The sequence below is a fragment of the Candidatus Zixiibacteriota bacterium genome (genome assembly GCA_036480375.1).
Lineage (GTDB): Bacteria > Zixibacteria > MSB-5A5 > GN15 > JAAZOE01 > JAZGGI01.
In genome coordinates, this window is sequence record JAZGGI010000021.1 from 1 (window position 1) to 22,133 (window position 22,133).

Sequence of the window (22,133 nt, forward strand, 5' to 3'; positions counted from 1 at the left end):
GGAGCGGTCCGCCCCCGGAACCTCTGGAATCGGGCGATGCTAATTGCGATGGAACGGTCAATGTCGGCGATGCGGTGTATATAATAAATAATGTCTTCAGAGGCGGTCCTCCTCCGGGATGCTTTTAATAAGAGTATATGAAAGGCCGATTATTGAAATCGGCCTTTTTTCTTAACGCAAATATAATTAATTTCAAATTGCGCTTGCGGCGCGGACGTTTTAATATTTAATATTCTAAGGTTTCCCGGGGAAGAGTTATGAAAAAAATGAAGATATATACTAAAACCGGAGACAAAGGAACGACCGGTTTATTAGGCGGTCAGCGGGCCGGCAAAGACGACGTTCGATTGCATGCCTATGGTTCGGTCGATGAGTGTAACGCTATAATCGGACTGGCCCGTACCGGAAAGCTCGATTCCGATATTGACGAAAAATTGTTAAGCATCCAGAATTTACTTTTTATTGTCGGGGCCGACCTCGCGACCCCGGTTGATAAAAAAGCTGTGATTGACCGCGTTCAGGAAAAAGACATCGAGGTTTTGGAAAAATGGATCGATGAGCTCGAATCCGATTTGCCGGAATTAAAGCAATTTATCATCCCCGCCGGGACAAACGGCGCGGTTTACCTGCAACTGGCCCGAACGGTTTGTCGGCGGGCAGAGCGATGGGTTACGACCCTATTCAAAGAAGATGATTCGGCAGGATTGGTCTTGAAATTCTTAAATCGTCTATCGGATTTGTTTTTCGTCATAGCGCGCACAGTTAATCATCGGGCCGGAATTTCGGATACGGTGTGGGAAAGTCCCAGAGGAAAAGAGAAATAGATCCTTTCGAAATATATTGGAGTATCCTTTTAAATAAGCAATAAAATGTCAGAGAAAATCAAAATATTGTTCCTGTGCACAAGTAATTCGTGCCGGAATCAGATGGCCGAAGGATGGACGAAAGCTCTTAAGAGCGATTTAGTTGAGGTTTATACCGAAACGGCAGAAAAAGCTCTTGCTCATTACCGACGGGTACGGGATGAGATTAAAGATATTATTTTGTCTCTGCCGCAATCATTGAATAACCGGAAAGGTAAATAGATATCATGGCCAGTCAGGCATGCGTTACCAAGACCTCGCAAGGATTGAATTTTTTTGAGCGATATTTGACGGTGTGGGTTTTCCTGTGTATCGCTGTGGGAATATTGATGGGGAAAATCGCTCCCGGTATAGCCGAGTATTTTGACGGTATGGCGATATATGTCAATAACGCACCGGTCGTATCAATCCCCATTGCGGTCTGTTTGTTCTTTATGATGTATCCCATCATGGTCAAAATTGATTTTGCCGAAGTCCTCAAGGCGGGCAAAAATGCCAAACCGGTGGCGTTGACACTCATCATAAACTGGTTAATTAAACCGTTTACTATGCTGGCTATTTCCAGCTTTTTTTTGGGATACCTGTTTCTTGAGTTTATCGGGCCGGATGCGATTGATCATATTAAGATGCCGCTCGGATTGAATTTGGATGTGGGAGATGTTTACGGCGAGGGCAAAGTGGTCTTGGTAAACGGTATCAAAATGCTCGAAGTGCCCCTATGGAGAAGTTATTTGGCCGGATGTATTCTTCTTGGTATCGCGCCTTGTACCGCCATGGTTTTGGTTTGGGGATTTCTTGCTCGTGGTAATGACGGACATACATTGGTGATGGTGGCTATTAATTCGCTGACGATGCTTTTTTTATACGGTCCATTAGGGGGATTTTTGTTGGGCGTCGGAAGGCTCCCGGTTCCGTGGCAAGCTTTACTACTTTCCATCGGAATATATGTCGCTTTACCGCTGGTGGCCGGTTACTACTCGCGTAAAGTTATTTTAAGATTAAAAGGCGAACAATATTTCAAGGAAAAATTTCTTCCGGTGTTGGCGCCCATAACGATAGTCGCGCTTCTGATTACTCTGATTCTTTTGTTCTCATTTAAAGGCGAAATTATCCTGGGCAAACCGCTGACTATATTGTGGATCGCGGTGCCATTATTTATTCAGACGGTATTTATCTTCGCTCTGGGATACGGTCTTTCCAAAATTATGCGATTGAGTTATGAAGATGCCGCTCCCACGGCCATGATTGGCGCCTCCAATCATTTTGAAGTAGCCATCGCGACTGCGACAATGTTGTTTGGGTTGTCATCAGGGGCATCACTGGCGACGGTTGTCGGAGTTTTAATCGAAGTGCCGGTGATGCTGATGCTGGTTAGAATTTGTCTGCGGACAAAACATCGATTCGCGAAATGAAGACTATTTTAATATATTGGGAATCACGGCCCATTCGAAAATCCAGTTGCTTCCATTATCCCGATTAAGGCAAACAATTCCGGAATTGTAAAATCTAATAATGGGGATGTCGTGGACTCCGCATATTAATAGTGAAGCCAATCGGCCCAGGTGAGGCAGATGTCCGACTATCATTGATTCGTTATCGAGATTATTGGCTTTTTCTTTCCAGATTCCGGGAGAATCCATGGGGCCCAGGCCATGGCTTTCAATTAGTTTCGGCTGGGGCTGTAATTGCTTATGGAATTCTTCTGCCGTTTGCAGCGCCCGGGTTTTCCCGCTGTGAAAAATCGCGCCGATTCTCAAATTCTCATAAGTCTCTAAAAATGTCATGATTTTTGATAATTCGGCAAGGCCTTGTTCAGATAATGAGCGATTGGGGTCTTCGTCTTTTGGTTTGGCCAGAGCATGCTGAACGAGATAAAGTCGCATAGCAAATCCTCCGGTTATGGTTAACCTAAAAGACCATACGAAAATTTAGAACCAAAACCAAATAATAAATATTGTGACGCTTATGATTATCGCGAGCGTCTTGACAGCATGTGGCAGGGGATGTATCATGCAATAAGGTCTAAACGAGATAATGAAATGTATTTTTACAATAGATGTAGAGGATTGGTTTCACATCCTTGGTATCCCATCCGCCCCGGCGTTGGAGGAGTGGGATAAGTTACCCTCGCGAGTCGAAAATAACTACTATCGACTTCTCGATATCCTTTCCGAGAAAAATCTCAAAGCGACCTGTTTTTTTCTGGGATGGATCGCCGAAAAGTATCCACATCTCGTCAGCGAATGCGTATCCCGAGGTCATGAAATCGCTTCCCACGGGTACGGGCATAAACTTGTGTATAAAATGTCGGAAAAGGAATTTTCCGATGACGCTATCATATCCAAAAAAATAATTGAGGATATTTCCGGACAGAAAGTTAATGGATACCGCTCGGCCGGTTTCTCAATAACGGAAAAATGTCCCTGGTTTTTCGATGCGTTGGTACGCGCCGGATACAAGTATGATTCATCGATATTTCCCGCCCGCCGGGGTTATGGCGGAATTGAAACGGCCGGTTTAGCGCCCGGCAACATTAAGACGCCATCCGGGAAATTAATTGAATTTCCGATATCGGTCGCAAATATACTTGGCATGAGAGTTTGTTTTTTCGGAGGCGGGTATTTGAGATTGTTTCCTGAACGAGTAATAAACATAATGGCGCGAAAAGTATTATTAGATAATCGTCCGGTTATATTTTATATTCATCCGCGTGATATAGATCCCGAGCAGCCCAGGTTGCCGATGAATATGATTCGCCGGTTTAAAAGTTACGTTAATCTGAGAGGGACTGAAAACAAAGTGCGCCGTTTACTAGATCGATATTCCTGGGTGACGATGAAAGAATTTATGAAAAGAGAATTTATTCAATGACACCCGACAAAACTTCACAATTTTTTGATAGTTATGCCGTTGATTTTGACGCCATATACGGTGGCAATGTCGGTCTGTTGAAAAAAATCATCAATCGGATATTTCGGAAAAGCATGCGCCTCCGCTTTGAAAAAACTATTGAAGAATGCTCCGGAGGAGAAGGGAGAACTGTCATCGATATCGGGTGCGGGCCCGGGCATTATGCCGTAGCTCTGGCTTCCCGGGGGATGCGCGTTACGGGTATTGATTTTGCTCCGGCAATGATTGAGATGGCCAATCAGAAGGGCGCTCACGCGAAAGTAAGCGACAACTGCGAATTTATCGTTGGGGATTTTATCGAGTATGATTTTTCCCATACTTTTGATTATGCCGTTGCCATGGGATTCTTTGATTATATAGAAAAACCGAATGATTTTATATCGAAAATTATTTCCATCACCCGCCGAAAAATTTTAATGAGCTTCCCTCGCGCCGAAGGTTTTTGGCCATGGCAGAGGCGCATTAGATATAAGAAGAGATGTCCTCTGTATATGTATAGCTACCGGCAGCTCGACGCGCTCTTATCCCCAATAGATTGCCGTAATTATCAAATTGAAAGAATAAGCCGAGATTATTTTGTGATCATAAATTTAGATTAGAGATTAATCGGATAGATAACGGATATTTCGCATGAATTTTTCATAGCCGGTTCTCCTGATTGGAGAATCCTCGAATATTCGATTAAATTTGTCCTCGGTTAGATTTTTCCAGTCATCATCAGTCATGTTAATAATTTCATCGAATGGCCGGAAATCAGGGTCGGAGGGTAATTTGGCAAATCGGTTGAAGGGGCAGACGTCCTGGCAATCGTCGCATCCGAATATCCAATTATTATAACTGTTTTTTAAGTCCTCGGGCATTTCGCCTTTATGCTCAATCGTTAAGTATGAAACACATTTGGAGGCGTTGACAACGTACGGTTCGGCGATAGCTTCGGTGGGGCAGGTTTCGAGACATAACCGGCAGCGGCCGCAATGATCGGTTTCGGGTTTGTCATATTCAAGCTCGATATCAATTAACAACTCGCATAGAAAGAAGTAGCTGCCCGCTTTCGGCAATATAAGAATGCAGTGTTTTCCAATCCATCCGAGACCGGCTTTTTGAGCGTAGGCTTTTTCGAATATCGGAGCGCTGTCAACGCATATTCGGCCGCGTACGCCGGGGGATATTTCGGAGATATATTCCAAAAGTAATTTGGCTTTGCGACGCAAAATATCATGATAATCTTTGCCTTGAGCATATTTTGAGATTTTGAATGATCCGGATTTGAATATAATCGGATAAAAGTAGTTATGCGCCAGGACTATAATCGATTTGGCTTCCGGCATGATATTGCGAGGGTTATATCGTTTCTCCGCGGAGTTTACCATAAAAGTCATCGTTCCCTGCATGCCTTGCTCAAGCCATTTGTCAAGCCGCCTTTTTTCATCCACCATCTCTCCGGCCGGAGCCATGCCGACCGCCTCAAAACCGAGTTGAAGCGATTTATTTTTGATACTCCCTGTTAGCTCCTTGCGGTTCATGACACGTAATATAGTAAAACCGACGAAATATAACAGAATATTCGGGGAAGCGATTGCGGATAATCGATAAATTGATATCTTAGGGCATTCACCGAAAGGAATTATAAATGAAATACAGACGATTGGGCAAGGCGGGAATGAAAGTTTCGGAAATTTCAATCGGTGGATGGCTGACCTTTGGCGGTACCGTGGATGCCAAAATGTCCGATAAAATTGTCGGGGTGGCCGTTGACGCCGGTGTCAATTTCATTGATCTGGCCGATATCTATTCGCGCGGACAAGCCGAATTGGTGTGCGGGAAAACTATAAAGAATTATAATCGTTCCGATCTGGTGATTTCTTCAAAATTATTCTGCCCGATGAGCGACAATATCAATGACCGCGGTTTATCCCGAAAACATGTTTTTGAGTCGATTGATAAAACCCTTTCTCGTCTCGATACGGATTATCTCGATATATATTTTTGTCATCGCTTTGATCCCGAGACCGGGGTGGAGGAAGTCGTTCGGGCGATGGATGATTTGATACGGATGGGTAAAATATTGTACTGGGGCACGTCGGTTTGGGAAGCGGATCAAATTTCACAGGCTGTAAACATCGCCGATAAATATAATTGTTATCGTCCTCAGGTAGAACAGCCTCGTTATAATCTTCTGGATCGTCATATCGAAGATAATATTATACCGGTCTGCGCGGAAAGCGGTTTGGGGCTGGTCGTCTGGTCGCCTCTGGCTCAGGGAATATTGACAGGCAAATATAATGAGGGAATACCGAACAACAGCCGCGGCGCCACCAGCGAATGGTTGAGCAGCGATTTAACTGATGCTAATCTCGAAAAAGCCCGCGAATTAACGAAATTATCCGATGAGATGGGGATAAAACCCTCGCAACTGGCTTTGGCGTGGGTCTTAAATCATTCGGAAATTTCGTCGGCTATCATTGGGGCGACAAAACCGGTGCAAGCGCTGGAAAATATAGCGGCTTCAGATATTAAGTTGGATAGCGAAATTTTGGGGCGCATAAAATCAATAACCGAAAAGTAACAGAACCTCATCAAAGGAGGATAAATGTTTTTAAGCGTTGGACATTTTGTGCAATCATGGGAAGCGGAGATGAATTCCACCATAAAGCTTATGGAGATTCTTACGGATAAATCTCTCAAGCAGCCGGAGCATAATGATATTCGCAATATAGGTCGTGTCGCATGGCATATCGTGACTACGATCCCGGAAATGATGGAGAAAATCGGTATTGATGTCGGCGGACCGACCGAAAAAGATCCAATCCCCACACAGGCGTCCGAGATAGTCGCGGCGTATCGCAAACATGCCACGTCTCTATTGAACGCTGTAAAAAGGTGGAAAGATGAGGATATGTTCGTCGAAGATGAAATGTACGGCGAAAAATGGCAGCGCGGAATAACTCTATGGATTCTTATAAAGCATGAAATTCATCATCGGGGCCAGATGACGATCATGATGCGACTGGCCGGATTACCGGTTGCTGGAGTTTACGGTCCCGCTCGCGAAGAATGGAGTAAATTCGGGATGGAAATTCCCGAGCTGTAGAATCATGAATTATTAGAGTGGATTGAATTCCGGCTATCTGGATTTCGTCTTTTCCCGTTTTATCATTTCCAACAGTCCGGTAATGCTGTCAATCTTAAACGGCTTCATCAAATATCCGTCGGCGTCATTAAATTGAACCTCGGGATTTTCATCGATATTGATGTAAGCTGTCACGAGGATTACCGGTAAATCAGGCCACTGCTGGCGAATATACCGGGAAAGGGATAATCCATCCATTCCCGGCATTTTAAAATCAGTAATTACGGCGTTGATGCCGCCCCGCTTGAGCCGTTCCAGGGCTTTTCTCGCGTCGGAAACGCCACAAACTTTATATCCGGATATTCTTAAATTTTCCATCAGCATGATTCTGAATCCATCGTCATCGTCCACGACAAGAATAGAATCGGCCGGTTTAGCCGATTTAGTATCCGAAACAGGTTCCAACGAGTTCTTAATCAGTGCCTCAACCTGACTGATACGAAAGGGTTTGGTGAGAAAAGGTTCGCCTTCGATTCTCTGCAATACCGCCGGAGTGAAGGCGGCGCTGATAAAAATAAGGGGAAGCCGGGGATATAAATTTTTGATTTGTTGAGAAAGCTCAATTCCGTCCATCTCCGGCATCTTAATGTCGGTAATCAGGAGCTGAACGTCATTGTCTTCGAGATATTCCAACGCCTCTTTTCCGCTCAATACACCGTCAGCTCTATAGCCGATGGTATTCAGCGTCTCCACCATCAGATCCAGCAAGAGGGGATCGTCGTCAACAACTAATATCGCCAAAGAATCGTTCATACTAATTTCTAATAATCTCAAGCAACCGAGCTACTTGTTCGTCAAGAATTTGCTCATTGTTGGCTTCCACGTTCAGACGCAAAAGCGGTTCGGTATTAGACGGCCGCAAATTAAACCACCAGTCTGAATATTGTACGGTCAACCCGTCAACAGTATCGGTTTCGCCATCCTTAAATATATCGGCCAATTGGTCTATTTTATCCTGCGCTAATTCAACCCGGCTATTAATTTCTCCGGATCGGAAGTAGGGATCAATTTCATTCAGAATATCGCCCAACTCCCGACCCGATTTTGACAGAAGTTCCAGGCAGACCAGAAGAGCAATAATCCCGGAGTCGGCATACCAGTTATCCCTGAAGTAAAAATGGCCCGAATGTTCTCCGCCGAAAATGGCATTATGTTTTTTCATAAGCGGTTTGATTATGGCATGCCCGACGCGCGTTCGAATCGGCGCCCCGCCTTTGCGTTTGATAAGTTCCGGTACGGCGCGGCTACAGATCAAATTATATAAAATCGTTTCACCCGGCTGGCGCGAAAGAATATTATCGGCCACCAGGGCCGTGACCATGTCGCCTCCAAGAGCGGTACCGTCTTTTTTAAGAAGAAACATCCTATCGGCGTCGCCGTCAAAGGCCGCGCCCAAATCGGCGTTGACTTCGACCATTTTTTCCTGCAAAGCAACTAAGTTATCCGCCTCGATGGGATTGGGCGGATGATTGGGAAAGGTACCGTCGGGTTCATAATACAATGGCGTAATCCTGCACGGCAAACGGTCAAAAACCGGCGGTAACGCAATCCCACCCATTCCATTACCGGCATCGATGACTATATTGTAGGGTTTGATGATGGTAGGGTCAATAAACGAAAGAGCATGCTCAGCAAAAGCTTCGATTATATCCTTCCGGGCAATGGAACCACGTTGCGGCTTTTTTTCAATTTTATCGTTTATAACGGCGTCCGCGATATAATCGTAGCCGTCGGCCCCGGATAGCGGAACGGCGTTTTTACGGCACATCTTAAAACCGTTATAATTGGCGGGATTATGCGAGGCGGTTATCATAACTCCGCCGTCGAATCCGAATTTCCCTACCGCGAAATAAAGGGCATCAGTGGAAATCATCCCCAGGTCCACGACATCGACACCGCGGTCGAGAATACCGTCGGTCAAGCCCCGGAATAACGCATCCGAAGACAATCGCACATCTCGCCCAATCGCGATCGATGTCGGCTTCAAATACCCCGCCAAACAATTTCCAATGGCATAGGCGATATCGGATGTTAATTGATCAGGGACAATGCCCCGAATATCGTAAGCCTTGAATATCGATTTATCAATTTTCATAACTCTCCCGGGCTTGCCCAATGGTACGTTTTTTTTAAAGTGATTGTCAAATTAGATATTACAGTTAAAAATATTTTTGAGTATGGGTTGAGAAACGATTGACATCGATTGTGAGATGGCATATTTTATATTATTAGGGAGTCCGAATATGGGATTGACTTGTTGGAAGTGCGGCAAAATGACATCGGTAAAAGGAAAACCTTTTCGCAATGACAGTTGTCCCTCATGCCTCGCGGATTTGCGATGTTGCCGGGGATGTCTTTTTTATGATCCTCATTCCGCTCATCGATGCCGGGAGAGAATTGACGAACCGGTTAAAATTAAGAACAAAGCCAACTTTTGTGATTATTTCACAGCTCGCGTTGTGGGCGCGAAAGGACTGGATCGGATGAACAACAAAGAATCCCGAAAAAAAGATTTTGACGATTTATTTGACGATTGACAATTAATGGGGAAAAGGGAAATGACAGAGTAATTAACGGGGGAATCGCTATTTCAAATAGAGATCGATAAGGCGAATTTGGTTTGGGGGGATTCAATATTCGCTAATCGGTTTTTATCCCGCCTTGATTTTCAATAGAGGTATTTGGGGAAAGCGGTTCTCATAAATAAGGGGAAAGCTATGATTTTTCAGGATCTGCATACCTGGAATGTAGCGCAGCCCGAAGCGTTAGTAATTCAAAGTAAGCTTCGGGGGCAAATTCAAATTCGCAAATTAGATGGTGTTATCGAAAAAATTGGCGCCGTCGATACCGTCTTTGATCAGGAGTCCAATTTATTAATTGCCGCAGCGTGCGTTTTTTCTTATCCTGATCTGGAAGTGATTGAACAAAAAACCGCCTCGGCCAAGGCGAAATTTCCTTATATTCCCGGGTTGCACGTTTTCCGAGAGGGTCCTGTAATTTTGAAAGCCCTGGAAAAATTGGCAACCTGCCCTGATTTGATTTTGTTTTCGGGACACGGTATTGCCCATCCCAGGAAAATTGGATTGGCCAGCCATATTGGATTGATTACAGATATTCCTTCGATCGGCTGCGCCCGAAAAAAACTGGTCGGATATTTTCAAAATCCCGGAATGAAGCAGGGAGACTATTCGGATTTATTATATGATAACGCGCGGGTTGGAATCGCTTATCGTAGCCGCGAAAACATCAAGCCGATTTTTATTTCGCCCGGGCATCTTTGCGATGTGAGCGGGGCCGGGGAAATCGTTACTCGGTGTATAAGCCGATATCGAATGCCGGAGCCTTTGCGGGCGGCTCATAAGTTAGTGGGGGAAAGAAAACGAGAACTATAATTTTCTATCATGGAGCAGGCGAATGAAAAATCCCCCAAAACTATTTTCCGATTTTCAACGGGATGGTTTGAAAATAACCGATTCGATAATAAAGCTGCGACGGTGGCTGCATCAAAATCCGGAAATCGGGCATCAGGAATTTAATACGACTAAAAAATTAAAAGCTGAATTTAAGAAACTAAAATTGAGGATAAAAGATGATTATGCCTCAACCGGTTTGTGGGCGGAACTGGACACGGGACAAAAAGGCCCGACGGTCGCCGTACGAACCGATATTGACGCCTTACCCATCCAGGAGCGAACAAATTTACCTTTTGCCTCTAAAAAAGCGGGTTTTAGCCATGTTTGCGGCCATGATATTCATGCCGCCGCGCTGATTGGAACCGCGCGGCTGCTTGTCAAACACAAAAGGTATCTCCGCGGTAAAATAAAATTCATCTGTCAACCGGCCGAAGAGGTTCCTCCCGGCGGAGCCCGGCCGCTGATTAAAGCGGGAGTGCTCAAAAATCCGAAAGTTGACGTCATCCTCGCTCTCCATACCGATCCCACTATACCGGTCGGCTCGATTGGACTTCGCGACGGTGTCACGATGGCCGCGACTTTTGATTTTAATATTCGCGTCATCGGGAAAACCGGCCATGCCGCTTTGCCGCATAAATCTCTCGATGCCATAACCGTATCGGCGGAGATTATATCGGGAATACAACAGGTTGTCTCGCGCATGGTCGATCCGATCGTACCCGTCGCGGTGACATTCGGGACGATTGAAGGCGGGACCGTACGTAATGGCATTGCCGGGGAGGTTTTGCTAAAAGGTACGGCGCGTTCATTAAGTCCGGCCTATGCCAAGAAGCTTCCGTCGCTGATAAAGCGTACGGCCGTTAATATCGCACGCGCATTCGGTGCAAAAGCTCAGTTTATTCCGCTCGCTGATTATCCTCTTTTTGCGTCCGACAAAACCGTAAATAATTTTATAGCCCGGTCATTTAAGACCGTATATCCAAATGGAAGGATTATGGAAATTTCTCAGTTTCTGGGGGGCGAAGATTTCGCCTGTTATCTGGAAAAAGTTCCCGGATCAATGATCTGGCTGGGTGTGAAAAATAAAAAGATCGGAGCCGATAAACCCTGGCATCATCCGGCCTTTATCGCCGATGAGAGAGCGTTGTCAGTCGGATACATTACCATGGCTTCCGCCGTTGCCAATATATTGAATAATTGGAAAGGTTCCCGCTAATGCGATGTCGCACAGCTCGAATTGTTTTCATAATCTTAATTTTTTCCGCGGTAATTAGAGCCGATATACTTATCGATCAAATGACCTCCTGGACAAATTTTTCATTTATTACTTCCATCGCTCTCGGCCATGATGTCGTTTATTTCGGAACCAGCGAAGGCATCCTGCGCTATAGCCGTATTGAGCATAGGTGGCATCCTCCGATAACCGTCTCAGACGGTCTGTCGGATCCTTATATTCATCGCCTGGCGGTAACGCCCGACGGCGAAGTCGTGACGGTTCAGACCAATGATGGCGTTTTCACCTATGATGTCATTGTCAAACATTGGTATCTCGAATCGGATTTCCCGGAAGATTTATTTGTCGATTCCCGGCCCCATCCACCGCTGCCTCTTTTTTTCATGCCTCTCGGGTTTCAAATGTCACCGAACGGATATATTGCCGACAATAATTTTCGGGAATATCAAATCACGGCCTATCTGGATGACAATTTCAATACGATTTTCACCGGGACGTGGGGAATGGGGCCGATGCTGATCGATAATGATGATTTTTCCGCGCACCTGATGCCGTACGGATTGCTCCAGAAACGAACCGACGTCATTTACATGGAGGGCGATTCCATCTGGCTGGGCGGCAATGGCGGCGATCGATATTCCGATGAATTTCATACCCGGCTGGGCGTGACGCTTTATGAAAAATCGAAAGAGGAATTTACCTGGCTGGAACCGCGCTATATTTACGGTTTTGATTCGGAAATTATTTTCGATATTGCCGGGGACAGGAATAATCTTTATTTTGCCGGTCTCAACGGCCTGACGATTCATAAACGCAATACCGATCAATATATCACTCTCACTCGCCAGAACGGCCTGCCGCAAACCGAGGTGACGGCGCTGGCCGTCGCGCCCGATTCGGTATGGATCGGAACTTATCGAGGGTTGGCGTTCTATACTCCGTCGGCCGACACGATGGTCACCGTCAGCAAATCGATTCTGGGTAATCTTTTTATTACCGATCTGGAGTTGGCCGACCGCAAGCTCTTTATAGGTACGACCGACGGCGCTTTTTATATTGATTTTCGGACTCTCGATGTCGGCCGCCTGCAGGACCCGGAAGGCAACCTGGGGGGAGAGATTCGGCATATTTCAACGCACAAGAACGAAGTTATCATATCATCCAATTCCGGCGTCACGATAATAAATCTGATGACCGAAAAATCCGAACAGCTTCCCTTTATCGATTTTGCTCTCGGAGCCTATGCCGCTGTCGCCAATGATAAATATTTCGCTATTTCGGTTGAAGACGGCCTGTTGTTATTGACTCGTGATAAGGCGCCCAAACATAATCATTTTGATATTGATGACGGGTTGCTTTCCAATCATATCAATGCCATTGTTCCCGACGGCGATTATCTCTGGCTCGGCAGCGAAGAAGGCCTGACGCGATTCAAATGGATAAATCCGGAGAGGGTGGATTGATAATTTGTAGATCGTAACCCATGCGGTTTCGACAATGCGACAACCCGAGGGTTGTCGCTACACTGTTCCCGTGTTCCACGGAATCTCCTCACGATGACATGAGCTTTCGATTTTAATTCGTATCCCCCCCGTTTCGACAAAAATAACTTTACACCATCTCATAAATCCATATATTACGCCGACAAAATAAAAAACGACACACCCCGCCGATTTTTCGGTTGGGGCTTTTTGTGCTTTTAAACAGGCGACCGCCTGCTCTCATTTTGAGATAGAGGTGGTTGTGTATGCTGCGGTTCTTTTTCAAAGTGGTGAACAGATATAACAAGTGGGAATAATGGAAACAACAATGACCAAAAAGACAAAGAGAACTCTGCCGTTTATTTTCAAAAAGATATTTACACAATCCGATAGATTTACACTGCTCACCAATGATATAAAAAATGCTTTTGCAAATCAAAATAACGACGCGGCAATAAATGATAAAAATCATATAAACTTGACCGGTTTGGGCGGCGGCGGAACGGCCTATCTTTTGGCCGGGCTGTACGAAAAGATATCTGGTAATATCCTGTATGTGACTTCCACCTTTGATGAAGCGCAAAACCTCAATGACGATTTGATCAATCTTATCGGTGAAGATGCCGTTGAGTTCTTCCCCGGTCGTCAGATTCCTCCGTATGAATTTCGTTCGCCATCGGGCGAGATAACAGGCCGCAGGTTATCTGCCTTATCAGCCTTGAACAATAATCATAAATCAATCATTGTCGCGACCGCTCCGGCGATAATCGAACCGACGGTAGCCAAAGAAACTTTTGAAGCCGAATCACTGCATCTCCGCGTCGGCCTCGAACTCGATCCGAATGAATTGGCGTTGCGGCTCATCACACTCGGATTCAACCGTGTCGATACCGTTGAGGAAGTCGGCGATTTTGCCGTTCGCGGAGGGTTAATCGATTTCTTTTCGCCGTCGCACGAGCTACCGATTCGAGCTGAGTTTTTTGGCGATGAGATAGAGTCGCTTCGTCATTTCGATGTTCGCGACCAGCGCACGATAGAAAAATTCGATTCCATTGATTTATTGCCTCGCCGCGAAGTTCCCATTAGAGCGGAAACGATTGAAGATCACCTTGAAAAACTGCATGCAAAAGACGCTGATCTGATCCGTGCCCGATTTCTATCCGAGCCGGACTTGCCCGGTCTGGAATGGCTCGCGGCCGCCTTCGGGATCGCTCGCGGTTCGGTTCTCGATTATCTGAAAGAGGATACTCTGATAATCCTCGACGGCGGCAGCGCTCTTCTGGGCGATATGAAAGACGCCTACGAAACCGGATCGGAACATTATGATAAAGCAAAAAACCGTTTAGTTAAACCTCCCGAAATCGACACTTATTACTACACTCCCGAAGCGCAGTATCATCGCCTGACCAAAAACGTTTGCTGTATTATCCATCCTTTTCGTTCCAGGGAAAATGCCCGCTTCGATTTCGGATGCGCCGAACATCCGGCTATCGGCAGCCGCCTTGACTATCTATCCGAAGTCATCGAAAAATACAAAAATCAGGGATACCAAACCGTCATCACCTGCGACAATAAGGGCCAGGCCGAACGGTTGGCCGAAATTTTGGGCGAGAGAAAAATCAATGTCCCTGTTGAAGTCTTTCACATCCATGCCGGGTTCGTCTCGGATGAACTAAAATTCGCTCTTCTAACCGACCATCAGATATTCTCTCGCCGCTTCCGCCGCATCAAACGCCGCCGTTACAAAGAAGGCGTCGCCCTGACGTCGTATTCAAATCTGAACCAGGGAGATATCGTCGTGCACGCCGATTATGGCCTGGCGCGCTTTTCCAAACTGGAATCAATCACCGTGGACAGCCGCACCCGCGATTGCCTCCTTTTGATTTACAAAGACGGCGACAAACTGTACGTCCCGATTGAAGAATTCAACCGGGTTTCCAAATATGCCGGCAAAGACGCCAAACCAAAACTGACCAGCCTCGGTTCGCCAGCCTGGGAAAAAGTAAAGAAGCGAACCAAAAAAGCGCTGGCGGACATGGCCGAGGAATTGTTGAAATTATACGCCGAGCGGAAAATGAAACCGGGATTCAAATTCGATGAGGATACCGTCTGGCAAAAACAACTCGAGGCTTCGTTTGCCTACGAAGAAACTCCCGACCAGATGAAAGCCATCAACGACGTCAAGCGCGATATGCAGACCGATAATCCGGCCGACCGTCTCGTGTGCGGGGATGTCGGATACGGCAAAACCGAAGTCGCCGTGCGGGCCGCCTTCAAAGCGGTTGAAAACGGTAAGCAGGTAGCGGTACTCGTACCCACGACGATTCTGGCGCAGCAACATTTCAGTACTTTTTCAAAACGGCTTAAAGAATTCCCGATGCGGATTGAAGTGCTATCACGATTCAAAACCCGAAAAGAGCAGAAAGCGATTATAGAAGATATCGCCGGGGGTAAGGTCGATATCGTCATCGGGACGCATCGCCTGCTTTCCAAAGATATCTTTTTTGCCGACCTGTGTCTTCTGATCGTTGACGAGGAGCAGCGGTTTGGCGTGGCGCATAAGGAAAAACTACGCAAACTCAAACAAAATGTCGATACCATTACGCTGACGGCGACGCCGATTCCGCGCACTCTCCAGCTTTCGATGATGGGCGCGCGCGATATGTCGCTTATCAATACTTCGCCGCGCGACCGCCTTCCGATTCAGACCGAAATTATTGAATTCAATCCTCAGCTTATGGCCGAGGCGATCCTGCGTGAAATCGACCGCGATGGCCAGGTTTATTTTGTGCATAACCGCGTGCAGACGATTGAGGCGATGTATCGCTATCTCAAAAAATTCCTGCCGCAGGTCGAAATCGCCATCGCGCACGGACAGATGCATGAGAGGGAACTGGAAGGCGTCATGCTCGCTTATCTGGCCGGGCGGTTTCAGGTACTGCTGTGCACCTCGATTATTGAATCGGGTCTCGATATCCCCCGGGTCAATACTATTATAATCAACCGCGCCGACCGTTTTGGTCTGGCACAGCTTTATCAACTCCGGGGACGAGTCGGGCGTTCGCCCCGGCGAGCTTACGCCTATCTGGTGACCCCGCCGTATCGCCTGATGTCCAACGATGCCCGCAAGCGGATGCGGGCGATTGAAGCCCATTCCGATCTCGGCTCGGGTTTCGCCTTGGCGATGCGCGATCTGGAAATCCGAGGCGCCGGGCAGATCCTGGGCAAAAAACAATCGGGTTTTATCGAGGATATTGGATTCGATTTATATACCAAACTTCTTGAAGAAGCCGTTGCCGAACTCAAGGGCGAAAAAATCGAACGCCTGCCGGACACCAAACTGGAAGGCAAACTCGATTTATATCTGTCCGATGATTACGTCAATATCAAACAGCAGAAAGTCGATATCTACCGGCGGCTGGCCGACTGCGTCAAGCTCGACCAGATTGAAAAAATCAGGGAAGAGGTCGAAGACCGCTTCGGGAAGATGCCCGCCAAGGCCGAAGAATTTTTTGATGCTACGGCGCTTCGGTTAATGGCGGCGATATGCGGCGTTGAGCGCGTCATCGTCAATAACTTGAGAATAAAAATCGAATTTCCACCTTCGCTTGAAGTCACCCGGCCGTTTATTGAGCAAATCCGCAAAGCCATTGACGCCCCGGTCGAATTTTCCCTGACCGGTAATTTCAACATCACCGTTGATTTGTCAAGCATCAACGCCAAAGACAGATTGAAATACATGAAAAAAGCGCTTGGGGAGATAGGGGTGAGGTAGATTTCTACGCAGTTCAAGCTTCGCTATTTTTTATCAGTTGCCTCGTCTTCATTATTATTCACATCGAATAATGCCAATAATTTTCTAATTTCCTGTTCATCAGGGTATTTATTGGCCAATTCATTCAGCTCTTCATACAATTGTTGCACCTGCTCAAGCTCTCCCTTATTACCGTAAATAGTAATCAAATTGTAGGCGCCTTTTGCCTGTTCCAGTCTTATTTCCGGCTCATCAGAGTACTTATCGGCCAGCGCCCCCAGCTCATCATATAATTTCCGCGCCTTCGCAACCTCACCCATATTGGCGTAAGCGAAAATCAAATTGTAGGCGCCTTGCGCCTGTCTCAGTCTTATTTCCGGCTCATCGGGGTAATTACCGGCCAGCGCCCCCAGCTCATCATATAATTTCCGCGTCTTCGCAACCTCACCCATATTGGCGTAAGCGAAAATCAAATTGTAGGCGCATTTTGCCTGTGCCAGTCTTATTTCCGGACCATCGTATTTGTCGGACAGAGCCGAAAGATCGTCATATATTTCCTGAGCCTTGGCAAACTTTTCCTTTTTATAGTAATAAATTGTCAAATTGTAGGCGCCTCGTGCATGTGTCAGTCTTATTTCCTGTTCATCGGGATATTTACCGGCCAGCGCCGCCAGCTCATCATATAATTCCCGCGCCTGCTCAACCTCTCCCTTATTACCGTAAGCCAATATCAAATTGGCGGCGCCTTGTGCCCGTGCCAGTCTTATTTCCTGTTCATCGGGGCACTTACCGGCCAGCGCCGCCAGCTCATCATATAATTTCCGCGCCTGAGCAACCTCTCCCTTATTGCCGTAAGCTGAAATCAAATTGACGGCGCCTTTTGCCCGTGCCGGTCTTATTTCCGGTTCATCGGGGTATTTACCGGCCAGGGCCGCCAGCTCATCATATAATTTCCGCGCCTGCGACAACTCATCCTTATTGCCGTAAGCTAAAATCAAATTGTAGGCGCCTTTTGCATGTATCAGTCTTATTTCCTGTTCATCGGGGTAACTACCTGCCAGCGCCGCCAGCTCATCATATAATTCCCGCGCCTGCGGAAGCTTACCCTTATTGGCGTAATCATTAATCAAATTGAAGGCGCCTTTTGCCTGTTCCAGTCTTATTTCCGGCTCATCAGAGTACTTACCTGCCAGCGTTGCCAGCTCATTATACAACTGTGCCGCCTGCGCAATCTCACCCTTATTGGCGTAAGCTGCAATCAAATTGACAGTGCCTTGTGCCCGTGCCAGCCTTATTTCCGGCTCATCGGGGTATTTACCGGCGAGGGCCGCCAGCTCATCATATAATTCCCGCGCCTGCGGAAGCTCATCCTTATTGGCGCAAATGGTAATCAAATTGACGGTGCCTTTTGCCCGTGATTTACGAATCAAGGAGGAATCTTTATACCGGGTCGCGAGAGTTTTTAAATCCTCGTAGTAGGATCGTGATTGTTCCAGTGAGAATTTTGCGCCGCCGTAATATAGAATATTGATTGCCAAAATTGACCAGAGAGTTGTCTCCTCTTCGGAGCGGTCCGCACATTTCAGGATATGGGCAAGAATCTTATGATCATGAAAATCTCTGATACATCGGTTTAAAAAGTCCGCAAAACCGGACGGGGAGATTTTCCATGCAATCCGCCGCATTTTTTCGGCAATATTATTAAGTTCCGGATGACCGCTGTCCAGGTGCTTAAGAACAAAATACTCGCCGATGATATCGGGTTCCAGCGGCGGCAGAGTGTCGCTTATCCGACTGCCCGACATTTTTTCAAATTTCTCAGTATTAAAATTCGCGGGAGATGGAAGTGATAAATCACTGTCGTTATTTTTAAGATATGCAATTGGAAGATGCCCGGTCATAGTCGCCAATGCCAGCAGATTCTTATAGGTTTGGCCTTCGTCGCCCAATAGCCAGAACTCATTTTCTTCCCGCTCCAGCACATCGTCCAGCAGACGGGTTTTATCCCATGCGTAAATATCCTGATTATGCACGACCGCTTCAGCCGCGAGAGTTCCGTACAACGGACGGCATTCGGGATCTATTTTCCTCAGTGATTGTAAAAATTCGGATTTATTCGGTAGGGTCTTATTATGGCCCTTGATTACAAAAGACGCCAGGCCCCAAACGTCATCTTCCGAAAAAGAAGGCAAATTGAGCGGTTCGTCAAAACGGATCTCTTCAATTATGTACTTTGAACTGCCGCTTCCCAGGAATTTATCGTACCATTGACCCTCGGCGTCTCTCTCCAGTATCAAAAATCTGACAGGGCATGGAAAAGGTTTATTTCGCTGCGCCAAAGACAGGATAGCGGAACGAACATCGGAAGTTCGTTTGGCGGCATAGTCGATTATGATAAGCGTGGGCCCGTCCGGTTCCCAATCCACCCAGTCGGCGAATTTGTTAGATTCCGGAAGAAAGCCAACCCGCCACGGTTGGCCATTTCTTAAACAAAACTCCAGCGCCAGGCGGCTTTTACCCATTCCGCCGGATCCGATTGCAATCCACCACGAAAATGCTTTTGGAGCGTTAAGAAAATCCTGCAAACGATTTTTTTCATACTCCCTGCCAATAAAAGGTACGCGGCGGGCTCTGAAATTGAGCCGGGATGCAGGCGCCACGGATAACAGTTTCAGTTCCAGGGAAGGTTGAGGACGTATAACCGATTCCAAATCAGCAATCAGATTTTTCAGGTCGGTTTTTATTTCGTCAGTATCGGATAGTGTCTTGAGTGTAGTTCTCAATTCGGCGGACAGAGCATCGCCGAATTCCGCGTCTCGCACCGGACGCTCTCCTGATAATATCTTTTCCAGTAATTGGCGGTCCTGGTTTTTATTATCCAGTGTGGATTTTAATTTCATTACCTGCCCGGCGATCTCATTATAGTAGGGCACCTTTTGAACAATTTTACTTAATCGTTCGGTGGCATTTTTCGACAGCCATTTTCCGGCTACGCCCGCGCTGAGAACCACCAGCTTGGCAAGAAGTCTGAATACTATGCTGATATATATTTTGGGGAAGGAGGTTTCTTTATGAATCCAGTCGATAATTTGCGCGGCCGTATCGGAATCGGACAAATATTTTGCCAAATCATCGCTTATAATATGATCGACAATTGTATTGGGATTCAAATCCTGCTTGGGCGTAGACAATCAGATTCTCCTTTTGACCTTTGAATATATGCCCTGCAATATAACTACCAAGAAATAATATATACTTAATTCATACCAAAAAGCAAGGAATTTTGCTTTTGCCTCCACCCTCCGGAGGCAACCGGGCGGCTCGCGAGCCGCCCCTGCAGGAGATTGATGTCATAGCCCGTAATCAACATCGATTTGATATGCCCCAAAACGTTAATTTGAGGAAACAAACCCATTTTGATAAACTGATTTTAGGCCAATCCGGATTTTTTTTGGCAATTAGGAATTAATTATTGCATCTACCAGGCATATTTCAAATTCGCGGTTAGGGTCAGGATACTCAACATTGCCCGGTAAAAGGCTCTCATGCGAACGATAAAATGGGAAAAAACAGACCCGCCGGAAAACACCGGTCCCTCTGAAGAAGATTACAGGACTGAAGACATTGTCTTAAAGAATTTATGATCGTTTATTCTTGTCTTTTATATTGGAATGAGTCAAACGGCTCAAGAAGAATATGGGCGTCCGGCATGTGCTCCTTAAAGATGTTAATATATTGCTCCTGTACTTTGGCGTCGGGAGTAAAATGCATAAATACAATTTCCTCAGGTTCGATAATATTAAAAAAGACGTTCTGGGATTCAGCACTGATATCGTAAAATCCGATGAATAGAATATCGGTTTTAACGCCTTCATCACGCAGTTTCTGAAAACAGCTTTCGTGATTTTTCAGCCGCGCGTCACCGATATGCATAATATTATTGCCGTTGATAGTGAAGAGGTATCCCAGGTTTTGAGTATGTGCATGCTTATCGTACTGTTCCCCGGTTTCTTCATCGGTTATCATGTATGAACCATGAGCCAGACCAAGCGCGCGGATTGAAATATCAGAGATGACGATTTCAACCCATAAATCTTTTTCGGGCGCAAGTGCTATTACCCGCTCGCTTATTAATTCGAAATTTGAACATGAATCCCGGAGCATCTCGAAAACCTGGGACGGGCCCACCAGAATGGCATCCCTATTAGATTCCAGATGTCTCGCGGCAGAAACCGGATCAAAATGATCGAAGTGCCTGTGGGTAACGAAAACAATATCAATATCATCGAAGGGCGGTAACGCCTGCTCCATTTTTTCTAAGGTGCTATCAGACGGCCCATAATAATATTGTTCGTCGCCTTCAATATTAAAAATGGCGTCAATCAATACTTTCTTATCCGCTGATTGTATGAGATAGCCGTCGCTGGCGATGTATGTCACGGTTACATCGGAATATCGCTGACCCTGGCAGCCGGTAATTGTAATCAGAATAGAAACAAATATAATAAAGGTAAAAATCCGTTTCGACTTCATAATAGTGCCTCCCAAGTGATTATTCGATAATTAGGACGTGGAATAAATCTAAGTGTTTTAAATAATTCCATCGAATGATTCTTAAAAATATTAACCGAACTTGTTACTTCTTCCGATTCACGGCCACGATGATTAAAGCGATAGCGATCAGGGCAACTGTGGCAATGATAACTATCGGCATACCAATATCAATTTCGCCTTTGGCTGAAAAGATAATAAGAAAAAGTATTCCTATTGCAAGAAATACAATACCCAGAATACTCACGACTAATGCTCCGGCACCAACACCGACATTCGTACGATATGGATCGGTTTCGCGGAACTGATCGTTCTTTCGTTCATCAATTCGTCTCTTAAACCGAACCCTGTTATTATCGAATTTTTCAACAAGTTCCCAACCTGACTTAGCTTCTTCCTCAATTACTTTTCTCAGGTTATCAGGTTTTCTGAAATACTCCGTATTTGCTCTAACGATTTTGAATTCCCAATCCTTCAGATCATCCGAATTATAATTGGTCATTATTTCTTCCTCCTTGCGGAGCATCTCAGCTCGTTTAGCTGCGGCGACGGCAGCGATCACGCCGCCGGTCACGGCGGGTGTTACTCCGGACATATTTCCTCCATTTTAATCAATATACCGAAAACCAACAATAAAACTCAAATCTTTATTAAAAAATACAGCTAATCCCCTTGACAATAAGGACATACGAGTAATAAAAAATATATAAATCCTCCATTCTGTGATTGCCTTTTGCGTTGAAAACCCGTATTATAAGAATCTGTTATAGCCTGCCTTAATTGGCGTAACTTGTTTT

The 22,133-nt window shown here is 46.0% G+C and carries 19 protein-coding genes; 12 read left to right on the top strand and 7 right to left on the bottom strand.

The genetic code is table 11. The features are described from left to right. Positions 1–257: 257 nt before the first annotated feature. Genes V3V99_05005 through arsB form a run of 3 tightly spaced genes read left to right on the top strand, consistent with a single transcriptional unit; the run spans position 258 to position 2,275 of the window. The gene (locus V3V99_05005) at positions 258–824 is read left to right on the top strand and encodes a cob(I)yrinic acid a,c-diamide adenosyltransferase (protein ID MEE9442008.1); all 567 of its coding nucleotides are present in this window, start codon (positions 258–260) and stop codon (positions 822–824) included. A 45-nt stretch (positions 825–869) separates the two neighbouring features. After that, positions 870–1,085, top strand: coding sequence for a hypothetical protein (locus V3V99_05010; GenBank protein ID MEE9442009.1), 216 nt, complete (start codon positions 870–872; stop codon positions 1,083–1,085). A 5-nt stretch (positions 1,086–1,090) separates the two neighbouring features. Next, positions 1,091–2,275, top strand: coding sequence for an ACR3 family arsenite efflux transporter (arsB, locus tag V3V99_05015; GenBank protein ID MEE9442010.1), 1,185 nt, complete (start codon positions 1,091–1,093; stop codon positions 2,273–2,275). Positions 2,276–2,278: 3 nt separating this feature from the next. Here the strand turns inward: arsB and sixA are convergent, their stop codons facing one another. Continuing rightward, positions 2,279–2,746: a phosphohistidine phosphatase SixA gene (sixA, locus tag V3V99_05020; GenBank protein ID MEE9442011.1), complete on the bottom strand. Its 468-nt coding sequence runs from the start codon at positions 2,744–2,746 to the stop codon at positions 2,279–2,281. Between the two features lie 151 nt (positions 2,747–2,897). On the opposite strand from sixA, the gene V3V99_05025 reads away from it, so the two are divergent. Continuing rightward, positions 2,898–3,734, top strand: coding sequence for an XrtA system polysaccharide deacetylase (locus V3V99_05025; GenBank protein ID MEE9442012.1), 837 nt, complete (start codon positions 2,898–2,900; stop codon positions 3,732–3,734). Further along, the gene (locus tag V3V99_05030; GenBank protein MEE9442013.1) at positions 3,731–4,372 is read left to right on the top strand and encodes a class I SAM-dependent methyltransferase; all 642 of its coding nucleotides are present in this window, start codon (positions 3,731–3,733) and stop codon (positions 4,370–4,372) included. The genes V3V99_05025 and V3V99_05030 overlap by 4 nt, the downstream gene beginning before the upstream one ends. A 3-nt stretch (positions 4,373–4,375) precedes the next feature. On the opposite strand, the gene queG is transcribed toward V3V99_05030, so the two are convergent. Beyond that, positions 4,376–5,296, bottom strand: a complete 921-nt coding sequence (gene queG, locus V3V99_05035; GenBank protein MEE9442014.1) for a tRNA epoxyqueuosine(34) reductase QueG — start codon at positions 5,294–5,296, stop codon at positions 4,376–4,378. Between the two features lie 107 nt (positions 5,297–5,403). Here queG and V3V99_05040 point away from each other — a divergent pair, with 107 nt between their 5' ends. Both V3V99_05040 and V3V99_05045 read left to right on the top strand, forming a co-directional pair. Further along, a complete protein-coding gene (locus V3V99_05040) occupies positions 5,404–6,339 on the top strand; it encodes an aldo/keto reductase family protein (protein MEE9442015.1) in 936 nt (311 codons plus the stop codon). A gap of 24 nt (positions 6,340–6,363) precedes the next feature. Continuing rightward, positions 6,364–6,864: a DinB family protein gene (locus V3V99_05045; protein MEE9442016.1), complete on the top strand. Its 501-nt coding sequence runs from the start codon at positions 6,364–6,366 to the stop codon at positions 6,862–6,864. A 33-nt stretch (positions 6,865–6,897) separates the two neighbouring features. Here the strand turns inward: V3V99_05045 and V3V99_05050 are convergent, their stop codons facing one another. Both V3V99_05050 and V3V99_05055 read right to left on the bottom strand, forming a co-directional pair. Continuing rightward, the gene (locus V3V99_05050) at positions 6,898–7,656 is read right to left on the bottom strand and encodes a response regulator (protein MEE9442017.1); all 759 of its coding nucleotides are present in this window, start codon (positions 7,654–7,656) and stop codon (positions 6,898–6,900) included. A 1-nt stretch (position 7,657) separates the two neighbouring features. Beyond that, entirely contained in the window at positions 7,658–8,998 is a 1,341-nt protein-coding gene (locus tag V3V99_05055; protein ID MEE9442018.1) for a phosphomannomutase/phosphoglucomutase, read from the bottom strand. A 148-nt stretch (positions 8,999–9,146) separates the two neighbouring features. Between V3V99_05055 and V3V99_05060 the strand changes: the two genes are divergently transcribed. From V3V99_05060 to mfd, 5 genes are all read left to right on the top strand, one after another. Continuing rightward, entirely contained in the window at positions 9,147–9,440 is a 294-nt protein-coding gene (locus V3V99_05060; protein MEE9442019.1) for a hypothetical protein, read from the top strand. A gap of 180 nt (positions 9,441–9,620) precedes the next feature. Beyond that, complete coding sequence (locus V3V99_05065) at positions 9,621–10,295, top strand: endonuclease V (protein MEE9442020.1); 675 nt, start codon at positions 9,621–9,623, stop codon at positions 10,293–10,295. 22 nt (positions 10,296–10,317) lie between these two features. Continuing rightward, positions 10,318–11,532 carry a M20 family metallopeptidase gene (locus V3V99_05070; protein MEE9442021.1) on the top strand — a complete coding sequence of 405 codons (1,215 nt, stop codon included), beginning with the start codon at positions 10,318–10,320 and terminating at the stop codon, positions 11,530–11,532. Continuing rightward, positions 11,532–13,013 carry a hypothetical protein gene (locus tag V3V99_05075; protein MEE9442022.1) on the top strand — a complete coding sequence of 494 codons (1,482 nt, stop codon included), beginning with the start codon at positions 11,532–11,534 and terminating at the stop codon, positions 13,011–13,013. The genes V3V99_05070 and V3V99_05075 overlap by 1 nt, the downstream gene beginning before the upstream one ends. Positions 13,014–13,359: 346 nt before the next feature. Continuing rightward, the gene (mfd, locus tag V3V99_05080; protein ID MEE9442023.1) at positions 13,360–16,806 is read left to right on the top strand and encodes a transcription-repair coupling factor; all 3,447 of its coding nucleotides are present in this window, start codon (positions 13,360–13,362) and stop codon (positions 16,804–16,806) included. 23 nt (positions 16,807–16,829) lie between these two features. Here the strand turns inward: mfd and V3V99_05085 are convergent, their stop codons facing one another. From V3V99_05085 to V3V99_05095, 3 genes are all read right to left on the bottom strand, one after another. Next, positions 16,830–19,976, bottom strand: coding sequence for a hypothetical protein (locus V3V99_05085; GenBank protein MEE9442024.1), 3,147 nt, complete (start codon positions 19,974–19,976; stop codon positions 16,830–16,832). Positions 19,977–20,433: 457 nt separating this feature from the next. Further along, the gene (locus tag V3V99_05090) at positions 20,434–21,318 is read right to left on the bottom strand and encodes an MBL fold metallo-hydrolase (GenBank protein MEE9442025.1); all 885 of its coding nucleotides are present in this window, start codon (positions 21,316–21,318) and stop codon (positions 20,434–20,436) included. A 103-nt stretch (positions 21,319–21,421) separates the two neighbouring features. Further along, positions 21,422–21,931 carry a hypothetical protein gene (locus tag V3V99_05095; protein MEE9442026.1) on the bottom strand — a complete coding sequence of 170 codons (510 nt, stop codon included), beginning with the start codon at positions 21,929–21,931 and terminating at the stop codon, positions 21,422–21,424. Positions 21,932–22,133: the final 202 nt, after the last annotated feature.